Origin of the sequence: Weissella thailandensis (assembly GCF_005405465.1) — a bacterium.
GTDB lineage: Bacteria > Bacillota > Bacilli > Lactobacillales > Lactobacillaceae > Weissella > Weissella thailandensis.
Genome location: NZ_BJEC01000005.1, coordinates 1 through 20,945, shown reverse-complemented (window position 1 = coordinate 20,945; position 20,945 = coordinate 1). Strand labels below are relative to the sequence as shown.

Genomic DNA, 20,945 nt, shown 5'->3' with positions numbered 1-20,945 from the left:
CGCCTCCGTTTCTCATTTAATTATCTTATTTTTAATAATAGTCACATATAACTGTTGAGTCAATTACTTTGTAAGCATTGATAACATTGCATTCATTTAGTTGGGCACAAAAAAAGCCATATAATATACGCTTTTTAAAGCCTATTATTATATGGCGTGTCGATTTATTCTATTTTAAGAACTCGCGTGCAATTTGTTGATACGTTTCAATCAATGACAAGTAACTACTAATCGTCGTGTATTCATTCAATTGGTGCGATGTGTTATCCCCATCTGCGCCTAGAATAACTGTTGGTAGTCCGGGATTATTCTTAACAAAGACGCTGGCATCTGTTGCACCATTCATTGTTGATAAGACAGCATCACGATCAGTAAATGTATCCTGAGCAGCCTGTTTAACGATCTGAATAAACTCATGGTCACTTGGTGTCTCAACTGGCTCAAAATTATGGATGATTTCTAATGTTAACTTAGCATCATATTGTTGGTTCAGCTTAGCCAAGGTCTCTTCAATCCGCGCAATCACATGTTGGTTATCAAATACTTCCGTTGGTCGAATATTCCCAAGTAATTCTGCTGTTGCTGGAATAGTATTTACCTGCTCACCACCGCGAATCACAGTCACACTATGTTGAACATTGCCTAAGTAAGGATCTTCAGGCGCATCTGCAAACAAATCCTTTTCCAAGTTAATGTAATTAACTAATCCTTGAATGGCGTTAATTCCTTGGGCTGGTCGTGAACTATGAGCGGCTTGTCCTTGACTGGTAATACGATAATTAAAGCTACCAGAGTGGGCATAAATAATTTTACCATCAGTCGGCTCACCAATCGCCAAGGCATCTGCATCATCAATAGCATGTTGCTCGTTTAACCGATAAGCACCTTGAGCACCTAATTCTTCGCCCGCCGTAGCAATAAAGCGTAACGTTCCATTTAACGTTACCTCAGGATTTTCAGATAACTCAATCAGTGCAATGATTTCAGCGGCTAACCCACTCTTCATATCTGCTGCGCCACGACCATAAAGTTTATCACCAACAATCTGCGCACCAAATGGTGGTTGTTGCCAAGCTGATTCATCATCAATTGACACCGTGTCTTTATGACCTGAGAAGACTAACACTTTGTGATCAGCATTGTCATGGCCAATAGTCGCTTGTAAATTAGCACGACCATCCCCAAATTCATCAATCGTCGCAGTAATGTTATGTTCGGCCAATACTTGTTGTATGTACGTTGCAATTGGCAACTCGTTACCATTAACAGTATTAATGGCAATTAAATCTTGTAAAATTTGAATTTTCTCTGCTTTTTCCATGATACTTCCCCCAATTGGTTTAACTATTTTAATGACTAAAACTTTTGCAAATAAAAAGCCTTCGCCCCTTATACAAGGACGAAAGCTTCGCGTTACCACCTTAATTTGTACCTTTTTTCAAAAAGTACCTCATTCACTTACTAATTTGTAAGTGAGACGTTAACGGGTCTAACCGTAATAAGTGCTTGCACAATTATTATTGCTCCGAGTTCATCTTCGTTTCTGTTCGCTTGTGGTCTTCTCAGCTTACGACCTTCTCTGGACAAACTAATTAGAAATTACTCTTCTCTTCATCACATTTTCTCTAATAATTATCTAATAAATAAGTTACTTGATTTGATGATTGTTTGCAAGTGGTTTTTGGGAAAATATTTCCCGAACTAGTCTGCTACACAATCACTAACGATAATCAGCTAGAATTTTTTGCAACTCAGCTTGGGCAGCTTGATCTTCTGACACCTTAAAACTATATGATGGGGTGTAGTCACCTCGTTGTCCTTCATCTGTATATTCACCGAATCCAGAGGTTAAACTGGTATCACCTTTATCTAGTCTCAATTCATAAACTTTTCCATTATCACCAAGCATATATTTTGTAATGGGTTTATCCATATCGGCTTTATCCCCATATCCACCAGCAATGGACTCCACAACATCATCTTGTTGTCCGGTAGAACCATCTTTCATTGTTAAGAAGACACACCCACCGATTGCATGTACCAGAAATGCGGATGGTCCCGGGTTATTCTGGTCCTGAACTTGGACTTCACCATCAGCTGTATTTGCATACCAATCTCCACGACCAGCTGCACCATGATCAAAATACCAATCGGTTACTGCCATGTTACCAACCTCAGCTCGGTCTGATGCCCAACTCAGAAAAGCTTTATTAACGGCTTGTTTTTGTGATGTCGTTAAATTAACTGGTTCGTTGGTATTTGTTTCCTCCGAACTTGATGACGAAGATTCACTCACACTTGATGATGATTGTTGCGAACTCGAATTTTCTTCGCTGGTTTCTTTCTTTTTGTCTGAACTATCAATTTTTTCAGATAATGAACTATTTTTGGCTTGTTCTTCTTTTAATGCTCTATCTTGTGATTGATGGTTGACGTATACTACGCCACCTGCTCCCAAACCAACGACTAATAACACAACAATGGTGCTGATTCATGCTCCCTTACTCATTTGAAATCCCCCCTTGATGTCAAAATTAGTATGTAAAAATTATAGCATTATTTATGCTAGCCTTTCGTTTGTACCACTTACAGTCGTTACTCTGTTTTCTTAGCAATGAAAAAGCTACCGAATTCATTGAAAAATTCAGTAGCTTCAGCTTTATTTTTTAGTTTACGCGTTCTAACAAATCTTTCTTAATTTGATCTTCTTTCTTCTCATACTTAGCATAAGCTAACATAATAGCGGCACCAATCATAAAGCAGATTGCTGGTAACCAAACAAATGAAAACTTGGTACTTGCTAAGGCAGATGCAGTTTGTTGCTTATGGGCCACATAACCAGCAGCAGCCATAATCTTAGAAGGGATGAAACCACCTAATCCTGAACCCATCTTAATACAGAAGGCACTACCAATCGCTGTTAAGAAACCTGCTGAACGAATACCTGTCTTCCACTCACCATAATCCACTGTATCTGACAACATGGCAAATGGCATTGATACGGCAATTCCAGTTCCGATTGATGTAAAAATCCAAGCTGCGGCAATCAACGCAAAGTTACTGCCGACAAAACCGATAAGAATTTGACCAAGTGAGGCAATTGAGAAACCAATAATCAAAGTTTGACCCTTTGAGAATTTTCTAACCATAAATGGAATTAGGATATTTCCAACAACTTGGAATAACACCAATCCATTTAGTAATGACGCATAGTTTAAGTGACCTAAGTTATATTGTGCATAATAGATAACTGTTGATGTACGCACCGTATTTCCTAACCAGTACATGACGTTGGCCAAAACAATGATAACCCATGGCCAGTTACCAGCCATTGCTTTGAAACTATCTTTAATTGGAATACTTTGCACTTCTTGTGGTGTGTTATTAATTTCTTGCGTCTTTGCGAAAGCGAAGATGAACATCAAGAAACCAATAATCGAATAAACAGCCGCTGTAATAGCGAAACCTCTTTGATCATTACCACCACCAAAGAAAGCAACTAATGGCAAGGTAAATGATGCGGTCACGAAGTAACCAATGTTTCCACCAACCATACGGTAAGAGTTCAACTTCACACGCTCATCAGAATCGTTACTTAAGTTAGGCAAAATTGATGTAATGGGTGTTGAAATTCCTGTAACCAAGTAAGTCACTAAGGCATAAATCCCTTTTTGAGTTGATGATAAGTCTGGTGACAAGAATGATAACGTCAAGAAGATAGCGAAGGGTGCCGCTAACCACAAGAACCATGGTCGACTTTGCCCATACTTTGAATGTGTGTGATCAATGATCAATCCCCAAATTGGTGCATCTAATGAATCAATGACACGAGCAACTAGTAAAATCGTTCCGGCTGCACCGACAGAAATTCCAAACACATCGGTATAGAAATATAGAATAAAACTTGTTAGTGTACAATAAAGCAAATTTCCTGCCGTGTCAGTACTGGCATAAGCTAGGATATTTGTTAAGCTTAATTTTTTTTGCATTACTTTTTCCCCAAAATTATTTTTTGTAGGTGGCGCGATATGCCTTCGGCGACATCCCCGTCATCTTTTTAAACTGGTTTGTAAAAGAGATATAGGTCTCAAATCCGACTAGTTCCGTAATATTCTTAATCAACTTATTAGAATGAATCAAATATTGTTTGGCTGTTTCAATACGAAGTTCCTCCAAGAGTTCAATAGCCGTCTTGCCATAGACTTTGGTCATCACCCGTGCAATATAGTTAACATGCAAATGAAATTCTTCAGACAAGCGATTGTTATCAATATGTTCGGCTAAATGTTCAGCTAAGAAGAGATGAACTTTTTCAGCCAACGTGGTCACACGGTCTTTTGAAATACCCCGCGTATCAATGTACTTCAGAAATTTTAAAAACAATTCTTCGGTATACCAAATACTATCTATGCGCGTACTTTCGGTACTTCTTTGGATTTCGTTTAATAAATCAAAGATTAAATCTGGCTCAGCGATTTTACCTAATTTTGGTAATTGTAAGGTATAGGATTTTTGATGGAAATGTAATTCCGGAATCGGCAGTTCCGACACAAAACGGATGGGAAAATCACTTTGTTGCCATCTTGAAGTTGTATAGATGTGCATCCAGAAAAAACTCGTTTCTTCTTCACAAGGTTGCCAAGAATCATGTTCCCCATTTGGTAAGAGGATAAACATCTCATTTTCATGAATCGTGTACTTCTTACCATCTTCACGTAAAAATAGCGTTCCTTTTTTGACAAATATTAAGTCAAAGAAACCTAGATGATAGCGATGCTCATGATTCTGCCCCGCTTTAAACGTAATATAATTCCCTTCGATAAAGCTAGGAAACGGTGGCATTGAAATCGAAATAGTTTGTTGATCCATCTTTTCCTCCAATCCATCACCAAAATTAGTTACTATTTGCTTAGTTATTCATATCGAAAAGATAGCTATTAGCCGATGTCAATTCTGACAACTGATGTGAACCAGACTCATCAAGCAACCAGAACTCTTTTTGATATGGCGCAAAACTAATAATGTTAATTTGACTACCAACTTGTTCATACGTACCATTAATGACTGACCAGCCATCAGCTTGATGAACCAAGTATGTCTTTCGACCAATACCATCTAGGTAAGCAACAAGTTCCTCACCCATATCCCAATCAGGTGTTTCATTCGCACTGTTAAATAATTTAGCGAAGATACCACCACCTGAATAAAATGTCGATTGACCAAAACGATTACGTGACAAATCGGGTCGGTTAAGATGTGGTCCAGCAACTGCATAAGTTGATGCTGCCATCCCCTCACTTAACTTGGTTGTCGTCACTGAATTCGTATCATAACAATACATAATCGCAGCTGTGGCGCGATAACTAGCATCTAAGTAGGCCGTATCTTGTAACGCCTCATAAACTTTGAAGGTCGCCGCCGCAGTGACACCACCCCATAATGAGTGAATCATATATGCCAAAGCTTCCCACCAGCGATCCGGATTCTGGGCTCTAAAATCATTTGAATAACCAATGTTTGCTAATAACAATTGGCCATACGTCTCAGCACCATTCACAAATCCTGCCTCACTCAACGCACCAGCAGTTGGACCAAAGCCAGCATTATCAAAGTAGTGCTCAGTAATGGCTGCTTGATACCCAGCACGATTATCATCTAACTTTTGCGTTACTTGCTGCCAAAGCTCATTAATTCTTTCATAATAGTCAGTCAGTCCATGATTCTTTAGCTTCTTTAGTAAATCCTGAATATACAAGAAGTAAACACCCAACATCTGAGCTTCTTCTTTACCACGTGCCGTTTCGTGCATGTCTGGGTTAACACGTAACATAAAGACATCGGCCGCCCATTGGAGATATTCTTCTGATGAATGAAGGACTAGCGTGTCATCGTCAAACTCTGATAATAGTAAGAAGAGATGTGCGATGTACTCAAAATCCATGCAACGATAGAAATCACCATACAAATTGTTTGGTATTCTAAAATCACCATTGTTAAACCACTTTGGTCGTACATAATTAACGGCACTGGCTTCAACTTGTTGGACTTGTTGTAGATCTAAATCACCCATCAAGTTTTTCTTCAATACCAAGCTTAACTTTCCCAATGACTCACCTTGATTAGAAATTGGTGTAAAGGCATATGGGACTTCGCCATCTGCCCCTTGGTATAGTTGCTCCGATATATACTTCACTCGTTGATCAATAACTTCATTCAACGGTGTCATCACGTTTAGTACCACTTCATCTTGGGTACCATCGGCAAAATCAAATACCAGCTGGTGTTCACCCAAAATAGTTGGTTTGAAAGTCACCTGATAGTGATCTGATGATTGTTGTTGAAAATTCAGTTTGGTCTGTCGTTGACCATTTTCACCCGCAATCGCAGTCACCGCAATCAACTCATGACCATTACCATTAATTGTTAAATAACTTAGTTGTTGCACAATATTCAACGGTTGATAAGCGACCGTTGGTTGACCAACTTCATGCGCCTTTTGGTAAAAGTCTTGTTTCGATTCATTCGACTGCATCACATAATGCCACATTGTTGTGTCATTTGCTTTAACCGTGATTGAACTTTTATCGTAAATCCAGTCATTATTTTCAAAACCTTTATCATAACCACCAGCTAGAATCAACTGATGGAATAACATACCGTCCAAAGATGGTGAAACATTTTCAAAGAACAAATTGTTATATGCCGCATAGGTACCAACTGATAATGTTTGACCCGCTGTTTGATAAATACCAAGATTACCGGATTGATTATCTCGACGAACCGCATTAATTTTTGTAAAATCACGTGAAATTGATGGATAAACCGCCGCCGACTCGTGAATGTTCTTCGCAACATTCTTATCACGGAACATCACATAAGCGAGTGACAACCAAACACCAAAATTCTCAATGGTGATGTCATCAGATATTAGATTTTTCACACTGATTTCCCAGTTCAATTGGTTATCTGTGGTTAAATCATACACGAAAACGACTTGTAATTTTTGTTGTAAATTATAGGTAACTGTTGTGCGACTTGCATCATTAGTTACTGTTGGTTGTAAGTCATGACTATCAATTTTTTGGCCATCTACAGTAATTGTAAATTCGCCAAATAACTTATCAGATTCATCAAAATCGGTTTGTTGTAGGTATTGATTATCAATTACCCAGTTCATTTGATAAGGATCATCTTTCATGATCAATGACTCGACGTAACCACGGGGATGTACCTGCAATTGCAGTTTATTATTCTCCATTTTTTAGCTCCTTTAGCTTTTTTACTAAGCTACCTCTGTAGTTTACCATGTAAATGAGACCGCTTACATTCCCTGTATACAACTAAAAGTTATATAATTTCACACAAAAAAACGTGCCGTGGAAAATTGTAGTTAGTTGTTACAATCTTTTACGGCATGTTTATAAAGAGAAAACTTTAATATAAATTTGATGTTAAAAGTCACAACAATCATAATGATCGATTAATGCTTTCTTGTCTGGATAACTTTGTATGTCCTTTGGTAGACTTAATTTTAGTCCATCATATTTTTTGTAAACGGTGTTAACTAATAACGGAGAAATTTGGACTATGTAATCCTGATTGATTCTGATCATTTTTTTATCAAATAGTAAATGTAAATCACTTCTTAATAAAATTCCGTTATTTATAGTATTAGTTTCCTTCCCTTTGTACGGAAATATATGAGCAGCTTCCAAAACCTCTTCGACATTATTTTCACTAATTGCACATTTATAGTCGTACGCATCTAATACTTTTTTCCTAAATTCAGTTTGCCCTTGTCTTATTACTATCGCACGTTCTTGTTTTCTTCTGGCATCAATAATATTGTGAACATCAAATTTTTCATCCTCATTAAAATCATTATTATCTGTATCAATTTTTTCAAATGATTTTTCTAATTGTTTTAAAGGCTTTTTTGCATTAACTAATCCATCCTTATTAGCTATTTGAATTAAAAAGAATCCATCTTCCCAACCCAAAACCATTCCAATGAAAAATTTATATGTCTTTCGATTATCAATCTTCTTTTTTTGTTCAATTACAATTCCAATAGGTATTTTTAAATCTAAATTGACTGTTAAGGCAACATTACTTGATAGATTATTTTTGTCAGAATTTATATGACCACTATCGGATTCTCGTTGACGATAAAGCATCAACTGAGTCCCATCTCCGTCTACATCCATTATAGGTTCCGAATCTCGATATGGCCCTTTTATTGTTTGCTTAACTGAAGTAGCAAATTCTAAATTTTTGGATTTCCATATACCCATGGCTGGACTAACCAAAAGATTACCTCTATCTGTTTTCATTCCTTTGGGCAACATATTAACTGTATGAGACATATCATAAAACCAGTCTAATATATCTTTTTGATTGTCATCTAAGTCTCTATAATATTCCCGTATAGATGTCATGTTATTGTTCATCATATTCCCCCCATTTAACTATAAAAATATAATTAATAATTCAATCATATAATAAATATAGTAGTAATAGCACACTGTCCAACTATTAAAATCATTTATAAGTTCAATACGGTCAGTTTATTTCTCAACTCATCATCTACAGCATAAACGTATAGTCCATGTACACCACGAGTCAGCAAAACATTAACAACATTTCTTAAATATTTTTTGTTTTCTTCAGTATTATAACCGTCTTTAGACCTCCGTATTTTCTGGTGATCCAGAGACTTATCTGGATCTATATCTAATGAATTCGTCTGTTTATTCCAAAAAATTGATGGTCCTAAAATAACACCCACATAGTTTAAATCGATACCTTGGACAGTAAAATCACTACCTACTTCATTGATACTTTGTTCAATCTCTTGCCATGGTATTTGTTTATCCTGTAATTTTTGTACTGCTGGTAATTCTAAATTCCAAGGTAATACTTCACTGCCAAAATCCACATTCCAATAATCATCACCATTTTTTGGTTTGGAACCTTGTGAATATGACCAATCATATGTCGCTACCAAACGGCTCAATCCAACTTGTTGATTTTTATTTTCAATCGCATTTTTAAATTCACTAGCATCATCAAAAAATTTAATGTCATATGAATCATCTCTAGGTGGTGTAACTAACGAATTTTCATTAAAATGGGCAAGGCTTTCAATCCACTCAAGAGTTTCTGCATTAGCATCAATTCGCCATTGCTCATCCAAATTTACAGTTAATGTATTCTGACCATTCACAATCTCTAACAATGCAGGATTATCATCAATCTTCGCGCGTGCTGAAACTAGCTGTTGTGGATCATAAATTAAGACCAATGTTTTTGCCAATTTATGCAATGCAATCAAATCAGGTTGCCATTTATTTTTATTAATACGACCATAGTTTCCGCTCCACAACAAATGAGCTTCATCGACTAATACCACATCAGCCTTTACACCTTTTGTAATAAAAGTAGATACGTCCATAACTGTATCTTTTCCCATATTTAACTTTTTTGCAATTTGTTCATATGTACGTCGTTGCTGTTCATGTCTTACAAGTAAAACAACTGAGGATTCATGCATAGTTTTACCGTCAACTTCTATGACTTCATACGGCTCTTTCCATATGTCATAAAATAATTGTGACATTAAAACTGTTTTACCCGATCCAGCAAGACCTTGAATTTTAATGACTTCGTTTTGGTTACCTACTAATAGAGTTTCAGCAATCTTATCAGCAATTAGTTCTTTAGCTTCTTGTTGCTTCGGACTTAACGCCTTGAAAGGGCTATTAGCAAATAAAGCAGAATTATGGACTTCTTCTAAACTAGAAACAACATTCTGTTGCCTCAATTGTTCCCAGATTTCAGGAAAAATACCTTCTCTATAAGCATTCCGTTCATAAAAATCTGTTGAAAGGCCATTATTACGACCGTTATAGATTTTTATGAATTTGTTATCCCCTAACAATGAGTCCATAAACATTTGTTCTAATTCTAAAGTCGCTGATTTATTAAATTTTGAATGACCAATAATGTACAATTGTTCCTGTTTATTATCCGAATCACTTTTTATTGCATTTAATTTATCATTGCCCGTGTTCAGATACTCATTGGTCCTTCTGATAATTGAACTAGCTTCACCAACATATGCTAACTGATGATTCTTTTGCGTATATTTATCCCGTTTCTTCCCCACACCTAAGTAAAGTGTTGGAAATTTCGTTAACACTGTCTCCCCTTCAGTGCGTTTAAATATTTCTAGTCCCTGTTTGGAATAATCAATTGCTTTTACTTTTAATTCATTACTACCTATAAAACCAAATACTGATAAAATTTCCTTTGCATCAAATCTCAGTAGTTTAAAATACTGTGACAATAAACTATTTGGAATACTTCTTTTATCATTTTCCCAATTCTGAACAGCCTGTCGTGTCACATTTAGTCTATAGGCAACATCTTCTTGTGTTAGCCCAATTTTTTCTCTTTTTTCTTTTATTAATTTATGTAGTTCCATAATTTAATTATCGCAAAACGAAAAAAATTACAAAGCAACAATATGTTGCTTTGTATATATTGACTGCTAAATTTAGACACAAAAAAACTCTCAAGTTGGATAAACCAACTTGAGAGTCATCTTTGTATTCGGATCTTTGGCAATCCCACAAAGTGTAATAGCAAATATTAACGCTTTGAGAATTGTGAAGCCTTACGAGCTTTCTTAAGACCTGGCTTCTTACGTTCCTTCTTACGAGGGTCACGAGTAAGTAGACCGGCCTTCTTCAATGAAGCGCGGAAGTCAGGATCAACAGTCAATAGGGCACGGGCGATACCGTGACGAATTGCACCAGCTTGACCTGAGAAACCACCACCAGCAACGTTGATCAAAACATCGTAGTTTCCTAGAGTTTCTGTAACGTTGAAGGGTTGCACCATAACCTCACGCAAGTTAGCGAAAGGAATGTATTGTTCTGATGAAAGACCATTGATCGTGATTGCACCGTTACCAGGTACCAAACGTACGCGGGCAACAGAGTTCTTACGACGGCCAGTTCCAGAGTATTGTACTTGAGCCATGATTAAACTATTCTCCTTTCGTTAAATTAAATAAGATTGGTGATATCCAACACTTCAGGGTTTTGAGCTGCGTGTGTGTGCTCTGAACCAGCAAACACGTGTAGCTTCAAAGCTTGTTGGTGACCAAGAGTACCCTTTGGCAACATACCTTGAACTGAAAGTTCGATCAAACGTTGTGGGTTCTTCTCGCGCAAGTCACCTGCTTGACGCATCTTCAAACCACCTGGGTGATTTGAGTGGTGGTAATAAATCTTGTTAGAAGCCTTCTTACCAGTCAAAGCGACCTTACCAGCATTGATAACGATAACGTTATCACCAGTATCAATGTTTGGTGTGTAAGTTGGCTTGTTTTTACCACGTAAGATAGATGCTACGACAGTTGACAAACGTCCCAATGCAATATCAGTTGCATCAACGACGTACCACTTGCGATCGATCTCACCTGGCTTTGCCATATAAGTTGTACGCATGGAAAATTTCCTCCAGTTTTCTGTTTGTTTACTTTACCAATAATTAAAAAGTCGTACCAGGACATTCCCATTTGTGGTTGGTAAACAATACCGAGTTCTATATTATCCTGTTTTGCAGGAATAGTCAATGAAATGTCCTTGGTAACTGCCTAATTTTTTAATATTTAACATCCATTAAATATAATCCTTGTGCCGGTGCCGTAAATTGCGCTTGTTGGCGGTCTTTGACTTCAAATAAACGCTTGATATCATCGACAGGTCGCACACCATTACCGATTTCTAATAAGACCCCGACCATGATGCGAATTTGGTTATACAAAAAGCCATTACCTGAGAATTCAAACCAAATCTCTTCTTCTTCTGGCTTATACCACATTTTTGCAGAATAGACTGTCCGCACGGTTGTTTTTTGTTGATAACCAGAAGCTACAAAACTCAACCAATCATGTTCACCAACATAATCACCAATTGCTTGTTGCATTAATTCTGGATTTAAGCGACGGTGCCAATGCCCCGTATAATTACGCTTAAAGGGGTCAATATATTCACTAGTTGAAAAGCGATAAAAATAGGTTTTATCGTGGGCATTAAATTGGGCATGAAAGTCATCACTGACCTTCTCTACCTTCTTAATCCCAATATCATAGGGCAGCATCGTTGATAAACCCTTACGAACTGCATCAGCTGGAATATCAAATGGCAAATCAAAATGGGCGACTTGTCCCTTAGCGTGAACACGGGCGTCGGTACGGCCAGAACCTTGTACGCGAATATGCTCCGCTGGGTTCTTCGCCATTTTATTGACCACTAATTCCATTTCGGCTTGCACCGTCCGTTTATTTGGTTGTACTTGCCAGCCAAAAAAATCAGTCCCATCATAAGCAATGGTTGCTTTATAACGTGGCATGTTTTAAATCCTTTCTACATCATCCAACGCGTTGCAATCAAAGCAACCGTGAAGATAACAAATGCAATAATTGCGATAGTGTCTCGCGTATGCCAAGTCAAGACACGATATTTTGTGCGTTGATCACCACCACGGTAACCACGTGCCTCCATCGCATCCCCCAACTCAATAGCTCGCTTAATGGCATTCACAAATAATGGAATCAATAATGGCACGAATGACTTGATACGCGCCATTAAACTACCCTCATTAAAGCGCACACCACGTGCTCGTTGGGCATTCATAATACTCTGGGCTTCATCCATTAATGTTGGCACAAAGCGCAAAGCAATCGACAACATCAAGGCCAACTCAGAAACAGGCAAACCGAATTTCTTAAATGGCTTTAGTAAACTTTCCATCCCATCGGCAACAGCTAAGGGCTGTGTGGTCAACGTTAAAATTGTTGAAAACATGATGATCAACATAAAACGAACAAACACGATCACACTGTTAATAACCCCATCCGTGGTAATTTTGATAAAGGCCCAATGAACCAGGACATCCCCAGTTTGCACAAAGAACAACTGCAATAGGGTTGTGATAAACATCAATAATACCAGCGGACGTAAGCCACGTAGAAACACCCCAACACCAAGACCGGTCATCGTAATTGCCAGCAACGTAAAGGCACCCGCTAATGCGTAACCGATCACGTTATTCGCAAAGAAAACTACAAAAATGAAGGCAGTACTTAGGACGAGCTTTGTGCGGGCATCTAGCCGATGAATCCAGGAATCACCAGGCATATACCGCCCAATAATCATATTACTAAACATGGTCCACCTCCCCATTTAAACGGGCAGCTAATTGATCAGCCAATTGATCAATATCTAACACATTATGTAATTGAATCCCCTTTTCAGCTAAAGCGTCTGCAAATTGTTTAGCTGCTGGCACGTCTAGTTGCTTCTCATGCAACCATTCCTCATCTGCAAAAATAGTCGTTGGTGAACCTGACTTAACCACTGTCCCGTGTTCAAACACCACGACATGATCTGCATATTGGGCGACGTATTCCATTTGGTGCGTAATCAACACCACCGTGATGTGTCGTTCTTTCTGCAAATCAGTGAACAAGGTCATTAATTCACGCTGACCTTGTGGGTCAAGACCAGCTGTTGGTTCATCCAAAATCAACAAATCTGGTTCCATGGCAATGACACCCGCAATGGCGACACGTCGCATCTGGCCACCAGACAGTTCGAATGGTGAACGCTCATACAAATCAGGTGAAATAGCTACCTTTTTCAAAGCCGCTTCAGCCGCCGCTTGCGCATCCTCTTCTGAAGCGCCGAAGTTTTTAGGACCAAACATGACATCTTTTAGAACGGTTTGTTCAAAGAGTTGCGCCTCAGGGAACTGAAAAACCAGGCCAATGTGCGCACGCATCTCGTTAAGTTCTTTTAACTTCGTTTCAGCGGTCACCACTTGATCACCCATCGTCACTTTACCAGTCGTTGGCAAAACCAAACCATCAAGATGTTGGACCATCGTTGATTTACCAGAACCTGTATGCCCAATCACAGCGGTGAATTTACCCTCAGGAATTTCAAATGACACATCATGTAAACCTGGTGTAGCAAACGGCGTATTGGGCTGATACGTAAACCCTACTTGGTCGAAATTGATTGCCATAACCATGTCACCAGCCCTTCCGTTGTCAAATATTCATTAGGGACGTCAATGCCCCGTAGTCGTAATTGTTCCTTCAATTGCTCAGCAAATGGCACTGCTAACCCAAAGCGACGTAATTGATCCGCATTCGCAAAGATTTCCGCTGGTAATCCGGTTTCAACCAGTTCACCATCGTTGATCACCATGACACGATCAGCACTGGCAGCTTCATCAATATCATGGGTAATCGAAATAACAGTTAAGTCATTCCCCATACGAGCTTTCAATTCATGCACTAAGGCAATCATTTCACGACGACCAGTTGGATCTAGCATAGCCGTTGCTTCGTCTAGAATCAAAATCTTAGGTTGCAAGGCCAATACAGATGCGATAGCCACGCGTTGCTTTTGGCCACCTGATAGACGCGCTGGCTCACGATCAGCAAACGGCATCATTTGTACTTCTTCTAGCGCTGCGTCCACACGCGAAATCATCTCATCGCGTGGGACACCACGATTTTCCATACCAAAAGCCACATCATCAGCGACGGTGGCGCCGACAAACTGATTATCAGGGTTTTGAAAAACCATCCCAACCATGTCACGAATTGTCCACATATTTTCTTCAGTGGCAATGACATCATTGACTGTGATTTCACCCTCATCAGGTGCTAATAGATAGTTTAATAATTTTGCAAAAGTTGATTTACCGGATCCGTTATGTCCGATAATTGCGACCCATTCACCTTTGTTGATTGTTAATGATAAATCACGCAAGGCAGGGGCGTCACTATTTGGATATGCGTAAGTCACATGCGACAACGATATAATTGGCGTCATGTCCGCGCCTCCTTCTTATTTTCTCAATACCTTTAATCATACCAAATTAATAGTCAATATGCTTTGAATTGTTCAATTTCATCATATTTTATCAGTCACTAGCTTGTTTGACACGTCGCACGCCCCCGGATAGAATTAAACTATTATTTTATCGTTTAATGAGAGCGAGACAAAAGTTGTTTTGAAGCCAGTGTGTAACGTTATTTGCGCTATTTTTGGCCGTAGCGAAGCGCAGGACAGGAATGGTGTAAATGATGTTACATTGAGGCTTCAGACTTTTGGAACGCGTTTATGCTATTAAAATTACAGACTTATAATTAATATATTTTTAGCACAGAAAAGGTTGGACCATTTTCTTTTGTTTCAACTTCTAATAAGGAGACTACTATGTCAGATATTGATTTAACGCGTTCGGCTGATTATCGAAACGTCACCGACTTCTATAAAGGTAAAACGGATGATGAAATTCGCGCATCATTAGATATGCATCGTGGCGAAATGATTTCCATTATGCAAAACCTCAGCCATGACTTTAACAAGGCATCGGCCGTTCGTAATAGTAATGCCTTTGGGATGCGCAAATTAATTTTTTTGAATCCCGAAAACCCTGCAATTCCTGATGCAACTGAAGGCATCAAAAAATGGGACCGTCGTGGTTCATTAGGTACACAAAACTATGAACACATTGAGCATCATCGTATTACTGATTATCCAACGATTTTTGCTCAACTACATGAAGCGGGTTACACGATCTATGCTGTAGATAACACCCCTGGTTATGACCCAAAGTCATTATATGATATGCAATTCCCAGCCAAATCAGCTTTCCTATTTGGCGAAGAAAAACTCGGCTTGGCTGATGATTTAATCGCCGCTGCCGATGCCATGGTTTATATTCCACAATACGGTAGTGTCCGTTCAATTAACGTTGGCGTTGCCCACGGTGTCATCGCTGCCTTCTACGCATCACAACATCAACCAAATTAGAGCGTGACAAAAATTGCTTTGAAGCTGGTGTGTAACGTGATTTGCGTCATTTTTGGCCGTAGCAAAGCGCAGGACGGGAATGGCGTTACATTAAGGCTTCAGATTTTTGGAACGCATTTATAGAGTGTGACATAAGTCGCTTTGAAGGATATTTATATTTTAAACACAAAAAAGGTTGGGAAAAATAAATTTCCCAACCTTTTTATGTTTAACATGTATTAATTATTTACGTAAATCATTGTAATGTGAGCTAGCCTTACCATACCATGATGCCCCTAGTGAGCGCTCTAGGAATGGGGTTACCCAGTAGTCCAACCCGATTGTACGTCCGGCACCGTTCATTAATGCCAATGAAGCAAATGGAATCAACAAGGCAGCCACGGTCACACCAGTACCGGCAAAGACCATTACCAAACCAAAGATGAATCCGACGAAGGCAGCAATTGATGTTAGTAGTCCAAAGACAAGTAACCAACCAACAATCGTTGCAATCATACCAGCACCACCACCAAGGGTTGCCCCTAGTGAAATCCAAGTGATTCCCATAACGATACGCAAAGGAACTGACCACAAAACATTACCAACACGTGATGTCCAACCGAAGAATGGGTTACGACCATTTGGTGTCCGGAAGAATTCATCCAATGTGTATTGGAACATGTGGTAACCACTAGTAATTTGCATAAAGAAGTAGAAGTTAATAATGTGCTTAAACATATTTGCAGTAAAGCCAGTGATTGACCAACCGTTCTTACCTAACTTCATGTTACCAATTTGTTGCACAACACCAACTGTGTAGTGTGAACCAATTGACACAGCATAACCTTGGTAGTGTCCCTTGAATTCGTGACGTTCACCAGTTTGACCAGTGACATCATAAACAATATTAGGTACAACCGTGTTGGCAGCTGATTCTCCACCTTCAACAGTTTGTGGTGTCCAACCAGCACGTGGGTTATCAGGATCTGCAAGTGCAGGTTCTTGATAAGCAGCCACATCACCAGCAACATAAATATCTTTTTCACCTTGGGCACGTGAGTACTCATCGGCTAAGAAACGGCCACCAGGTCCTTGTTGCAATCCCCACTTAGCACCTTGTGGCTTAGCCTTAACACCGGCTGTCCAAACCAAAGTTTCAGTTGGTACTTCTGTACCATCTTTCAATAGGGCAGCATGTTCCTTAACTTCAACCACACCAGCTGACTTACGTAGCTTGATGCCGTGGTTGATCATGTATTGCTCACCCTTATCAGCTAGCTTACGATCTGACAACATGTTCAAAATCGTTGGCACAGCTTCGATAACTTCTAGATGGATTTCTGATTCATCCAAGTTGTTGGCACGAGCCAATTCGCGACGTTGTTCGATCAATTCACCAGCTAATTCAACACCTGTAAATCCTGATCCAACAACGGCAATCGTCAATTTAGCTTGACGAAGTGCTGGATCTGATTCCATTGCACCTTCGCGGATAACTTCTTCGATGTGTGCCCGTAATTTAACAGCTTCCTCAAATGACCATAACGTGTAACCATATTCCTCAACACCTGGTGTACCGAACGTGTTGGTTGTTCCACCAGTTGCAAGAACCAACTTTTCGAACGTGAATTCACCTTCTGAAGTCTTGATTACTTTAGCTTCTTTATCGATATCCTCGACATTAGCTGTAACGATTTTCACATTTGATTGGTGCTTAAATAGCGTTCCCAAATCAAATTGCACGTGCTTTGGTTCAACACGCTTCGTTGCAACTTCATGTAGCTCCGTCATGTAAGTCATAAATGAGTGACGATCAATCAACACGATTTGATAGTCAGTGTTTTTTAGCTTTTTTGCTAATTTACGTGCAGTGAATACGCCGGAAAAGCCTGCCCCTACTACAACGATGTTTTTGCTAGCCATATTAAATCTCCTCAATAAAAAAATCCTACAAAACTAATAAAATTATAAGTCCAAAGATACATTGTATCCTTGAATATTATCTTTGTAAACCTAGTTACCTAGTTTGTTAACTACATTGAACTAAATAACTAAGTTCCTCACAATTTCATTATACCAACTTTTAAGGAAAACAATCACAAATAAGTCACAAATATCGTACACTTATTTATTTCAGCAAAAAACACATTAATTATATTAAAAACCTAAATAATGTGTTACAGGATTATATATTTATTTTGCTAACATACCATCATGAATTTTGTCGATATTCCACTTAACCATGTCATAGTAAGTATCGCCTGTCGTCCCTTTTTTAGCCAGTGAATCCGTATAGATTTTTGCATAAATCGGTAGCTTTGTTTCCTTCGATACTTGTTTCATTGACTTAGGTGAAACAGAACTTTCAACAAATAATGACTTCACTTCTGATTGATCAATCTTAGCCAATACTTGTTTCATCTGTTCTGGTGTACCTTGCGCTTCAGTATTAATTTCCCAGATAAAGGCTGGCTTGATATCATATGCTTTTGAGAAGTACTTAAAGGCTCCTTCTGATGTCACCAGCAAGCGTTGCTTTTCTGGAATATCAGCAAACTTACTTTGCGCTTCCTTATGCATTTTTTCTAATTTCTCTACATAGGCATCAGTGCGCTTTTGGTAAGCTTTCGCATGCTTAGGATCCTTATCTTGCAGGACACTACTAATCATCTTGACGTATTTCACACCATTGCTCAAATCAAGCCAGGCATGAGGATCAGTTTCGTTTTCTTTACCAGACTCTGTCAGATACATTGCTTTAACATGCTTTGAAGCGGCAAAAACTTCTTTTCCATCACGCTTATTAGCCGTCTTCGTCAACTTATTAAACCAACCGCTACCACCAGTTTCCAAGTTCAATCCATTATGGAAAAGGACATCAGCTTCGGTTGCTGCCGCAATATCATTTGTGGTGGGATCGTATTCGTGCGGATCCGTTCCACGTTTAACAATACTGTATACACGAACATCTTTACCACCAACTTGTTCAACCATATCTTCCAAAATAGAGTTTGTTGTCACAACACGTAGCTTCTGGCTTCCTGTTGCTTTTTGCTCACCACGACCATTAACAAACCAGAAGATACCACCACCAACGACCAACAATGCAATAATAACAATACTAAGCTTTTTTAACATTTTTAACTCCTAATTTAGCAAGGATGCCTTGCTTTGGGGCAATAACAAATGAAACCAAGAATATAATAGCTGCAACCAATACGATTGCTGGACCAGATGCCCAATTCATCGTGTATGAGAGATATAAACCAACGATTGAGGCAATTGCACCAACACCTGATGACACAAACAACATGTATACCAAGCGGTTCGTCCATAAGAATGCTGTGGCTGCTGGCGTAATCAACATGGCAACAATCAGAATGATACCAACAGTTTGCAAAGCTGATACTGTTACCAACGTCAAAATAATCATCAAACCATAATGAATGATACTTGTGTTTAAACCGTATGACTTAGCAAATACTTCATCAAAGGAAGTGATTTGAAGTTCTTTAAAGAGTGCAAAAACAAAAACGATTACAATAGTCAACACGATGAATGTTGAAAGCAGGTCAGAATCAGAAACAGCTAAAACATTTCCAAACAAGATATGATGCAAATTCGTTGATGATTCGGCCATTGAAATTAAAATAAATCCTAATGCAAAAAATGCTGAAAAGACAATACCAATTGCCGTATCATTTTTCAACTTACTGTTAGAAGCGACAAAACCAATCAATAACGCAGCAATAACCCCAAAGGTCGTTGCACCAATCATTAGATTAACACCCAACATATAGGCGACAGCAACTCCGGGTAAAACAGAATGTGAAATGGCGTCACCCATTAGTGACATCCCACGTAAAATAATAAAACTACCAATAATTCCTGACATAATCCCCACCATAATGGCGGCCATCAGTGCACTTTGTAAGAAATTATAATGTCCTAAAGCGTGCAAAAATTCTACAATACTTGTCATATTAAGCACCTGCTCCCTTATTGAACAGCACGGCACTTAAGTCAGCTGAAAAGGCGCGCGCCATGTTTTCCTGCGTATATACCGTTGCAACAGGACCATGATCGATGACGCCATGGTTCATGATTAGTAACTCATCAAAATAGGCAGCGACTTTATTTAAGTCGTGGTGCACAACAATAATTGTCTTCCCTGCATCACGCCAGCCACGTAGAACATTCATGATTTCTTCTTCAGATTTCATGTCAATTCCCACAAATGGCTCATCCAAAATCACTACATCCGCTTGTTGAACGATTGCGCGTGCGACAAAGACACGTTGCAATTGTCCACCAGATAGTTCGCCAATTTGACGATTCTTAAACTCAGATAAGTTCACTTGCTTTAAAGCATCAGTTGCAAGTTCCTTTTCTTTTCGACCAGGGCTTTTGAATAATCCTAACTTGCCATACGTACCCGTTAAAACCACCTCAAAAACACTGATGGGAAATGTTAAATCAAGGGCCGCACGTTGTTCGACATACGCAATCTTTTGACGAACACGATTAATGGCTGTTCCATTTAAAGTCGCATTACCCGATCGGCGCACCAATCCAAGTGTTCCCTTGATTAACGTTGCCTTACCAGCACCATTGGGTCCGATGATCCCTGTAATCTTTCCCGGGGAAAAGTTGACAGACAAGTCCGTGAAAACTGGTACATTGCTGTAAGCGACAGTTAAGTCGTTGATTTGCAACATAAATATATCTCCTGTATCATAAAATGTTTTTGTTATTTCAAAAAATATCTTTTCTTAAAACAACTTATTCATCATAATAAATTTCATAAAACTAATCAATATATTTTCTTAAATGAAAAATAACTGTAATGACATCTCAATTGTGTAAAGGTTTAAAAAAGAGCGCGACAAAAGTCGTTTTGAAGCTGGTGTGTAACGCGTTTACGTCGAACGAGACAAAAAACGGTTGGAACCTTTGTCGTCCTGAACTGAACCCCGTAAGTTGGAGTAATTTCCAAAACTTACGGGGTTTTACTATGTTTTCAAAAGAAGTACAAATTGAAGCAGTCACGATGTACCTACA

The 20,945-nt window shown here is 38.8% G+C and carries 18 protein-coding genes and 1 other annotated feature; of the genes, 1 reads left to right on the top strand and 17 read right to left on the bottom strand.

What is annotated here, in order from left to right:
* Positions 1-169: 169 nt before the first annotated feature.
* The 13 genes from FFM62_RS02945 to FFM62_RS02885 form a co-directional block, all read right to left on the bottom strand.
* Complete coding sequence (locus tag FFM62_RS02945) at positions 170-1,321, bottom strand: ArgE/DapE family deacylase (protein WP_115470173.1); 1,152 nt, start codon at positions 1,319-1,321, stop codon at positions 170-172.
* A 71-nt stretch (positions 1,322-1,392) separates the two neighbouring features.
* Positions 1,393-1,624, bottom strand: a binding site (T-box leader).
* Positions 1,625-1,720: 96 nt separating this feature from the next.
* Positions 1,721-2,476: a hypothetical protein gene (locus FFM62_RS02940; protein WP_115470172.1), complete on the bottom strand. Its 756-nt coding sequence runs from the start codon at positions 2,474-2,476 to the stop codon at positions 1,721-1,723.
* 190 nt (positions 2,477-2,666) lie between these two features.
* The gene (locus FFM62_RS02935) at positions 2,667-3,989 is read right to left on the bottom strand and encodes a glycoside-pentoside-hexuronide (GPH):cation symporter (protein ID WP_115470171.1); all 1,323 of its coding nucleotides are present in this window, start codon (positions 3,987-3,989) and stop codon (positions 2,667-2,669) included.
* A 16-nt stretch (positions 3,990-4,005) separates the two neighbouring features.
* A complete protein-coding gene (locus tag FFM62_RS02930) occupies positions 4,006-4,869 on the bottom strand; it encodes a helix-turn-helix domain-containing protein (protein ID WP_115470170.1) in 864 nt (287 codons plus the stop codon).
* 40 nt (positions 4,870-4,909) lie between these two features.
* Positions 4,910-7,258 (bottom strand): hypothetical protein, encoded by a 2,349-nt coding sequence (locus FFM62_RS02925; RefSeq protein ID WP_115470169.1) that lies wholly within the window; start codon positions 7,256-7,258, stop codon positions 4,910-4,912.
* 193 nt (positions 7,259-7,451) lie between these two features.
* Positions 7,452-8,453 carry an HNH endonuclease gene (locus tag FFM62_RS02920; RefSeq protein ID WP_115470168.1) on the bottom strand — a complete coding sequence of 334 codons (1,002 nt, stop codon included), beginning with the start codon at positions 8,451-8,453 and terminating at the stop codon, positions 7,452-7,454.
* A gap of 92 nt (positions 8,454-8,545) precedes the next feature.
* Positions 8,546-10,486 (bottom strand): DNA/RNA helicase domain-containing protein, encoded by a 1,941-nt coding sequence (locus FFM62_RS02915; protein ID WP_115470167.1) that lies wholly within the window; start codon positions 10,484-10,486, stop codon positions 8,546-8,548.
* Positions 10,487-10,653: 167 nt separating this feature from the next.
* Positions 10,654-11,046, bottom strand: a complete 393-nt coding sequence (gene rpsI, locus FFM62_RS02910) for a 30S ribosomal protein S9 (RefSeq protein ID WP_115470166.1) — start codon at positions 11,044-11,046, stop codon at positions 10,654-10,656.
* A gap of 26 nt (positions 11,047-11,072) precedes the next feature.
* Complete coding sequence (rplM, locus tag FFM62_RS02905; protein WP_075270260.1) at positions 11,073-11,516, bottom strand: 50S ribosomal protein L13; 444 nt, start codon at positions 11,514-11,516, stop codon at positions 11,073-11,075.
* A gap of 157 nt (positions 11,517-11,673) precedes the next feature.
* Positions 11,674-12,423, bottom strand: a complete 750-nt coding sequence (gene truA / locus FFM62_RS02900; protein ID WP_075270261.1) for a tRNA pseudouridine(38-40) synthase TruA — start codon at positions 12,421-12,423, stop codon at positions 11,674-11,676.
* A 14-nt stretch (positions 12,424-12,437) separates the two neighbouring features.
* Entirely contained in the window at positions 12,438-13,241 is an 804-nt protein-coding gene (locus tag FFM62_RS02895; protein WP_115470165.1) for an energy-coupling factor transporter transmembrane component T family protein, read from the bottom strand.
* A complete protein-coding gene (locus tag FFM62_RS02890; protein WP_115470328.1) occupies positions 13,234-14,100 on the bottom strand; it encodes an energy-coupling factor transporter ATPase in 867 nt (288 codons plus the stop codon). Before FFM62_RS02890 ends, FFM62_RS02895 begins: the two co-directional genes overlap by 8 nt.
* Positions 14,076-14,918, bottom strand: coding sequence for an energy-coupling factor ABC transporter ATP-binding protein (locus tag FFM62_RS02885; protein WP_115470164.1), 843 nt, complete (start codon positions 14,916-14,918; stop codon positions 14,076-14,078). The genes FFM62_RS02890 and FFM62_RS02885 overlap by 25 nt, the downstream gene beginning before the upstream one ends.
* Before the next feature lie 387 nt (positions 14,919-15,305).
* Between FFM62_RS02885 and FFM62_RS02880 the strand changes: the two genes are divergently transcribed.
* On the top strand, positions 15,306-15,905 hold the full coding sequence (locus FFM62_RS02880) for a TrmH family RNA methyltransferase (RefSeq protein WP_115470163.1): 600 nt from the start codon (positions 15,306-15,308) through the stop codon (positions 15,903-15,905).
* A gap of 222 nt (positions 15,906-16,127) precedes the next feature.
* Here FFM62_RS02880 and FFM62_RS02875 read toward each other — a convergent pair whose 3' ends face one another.
* From FFM62_RS02875 to FFM62_RS02860, 4 genes are all read right to left on the bottom strand, one after another.
* On the bottom strand, positions 16,128-17,807 hold the full coding sequence (locus tag FFM62_RS02875; protein WP_115470162.1) for an NAD(P)/FAD-dependent oxidoreductase: 1,680 nt from the start codon (positions 17,805-17,807) through the stop codon (positions 16,128-16,130).
* A gap of 270 nt (positions 17,808-18,077) precedes the next feature.
* The gene (locus FFM62_RS02870; protein WP_115470161.1) at positions 18,078-19,022 is read right to left on the bottom strand and encodes a metal ABC transporter solute-binding protein, Zn/Mn family; all 945 of its coding nucleotides are present in this window, start codon (positions 19,020-19,022) and stop codon (positions 18,078-18,080) included.
* Complete coding sequence (locus tag FFM62_RS02865) at positions 19,006-19,866, bottom strand: metal ABC transporter permease (RefSeq protein ID WP_115470160.1); 861 nt, start codon at positions 19,864-19,866, stop codon at positions 19,006-19,008. Before FFM62_RS02865 ends, FFM62_RS02870 begins: the two co-directional genes overlap by 17 nt.
* Position 19,867: 1 nt before the next feature.
* A complete protein-coding gene (locus FFM62_RS02860) occupies positions 19,868-20,602 on the bottom strand; it encodes a metal ABC transporter ATP-binding protein (protein ID WP_115470159.1) in 735 nt (244 codons plus the stop codon).
* Positions 20,603-20,945: the final 343 nt, after the last annotated feature.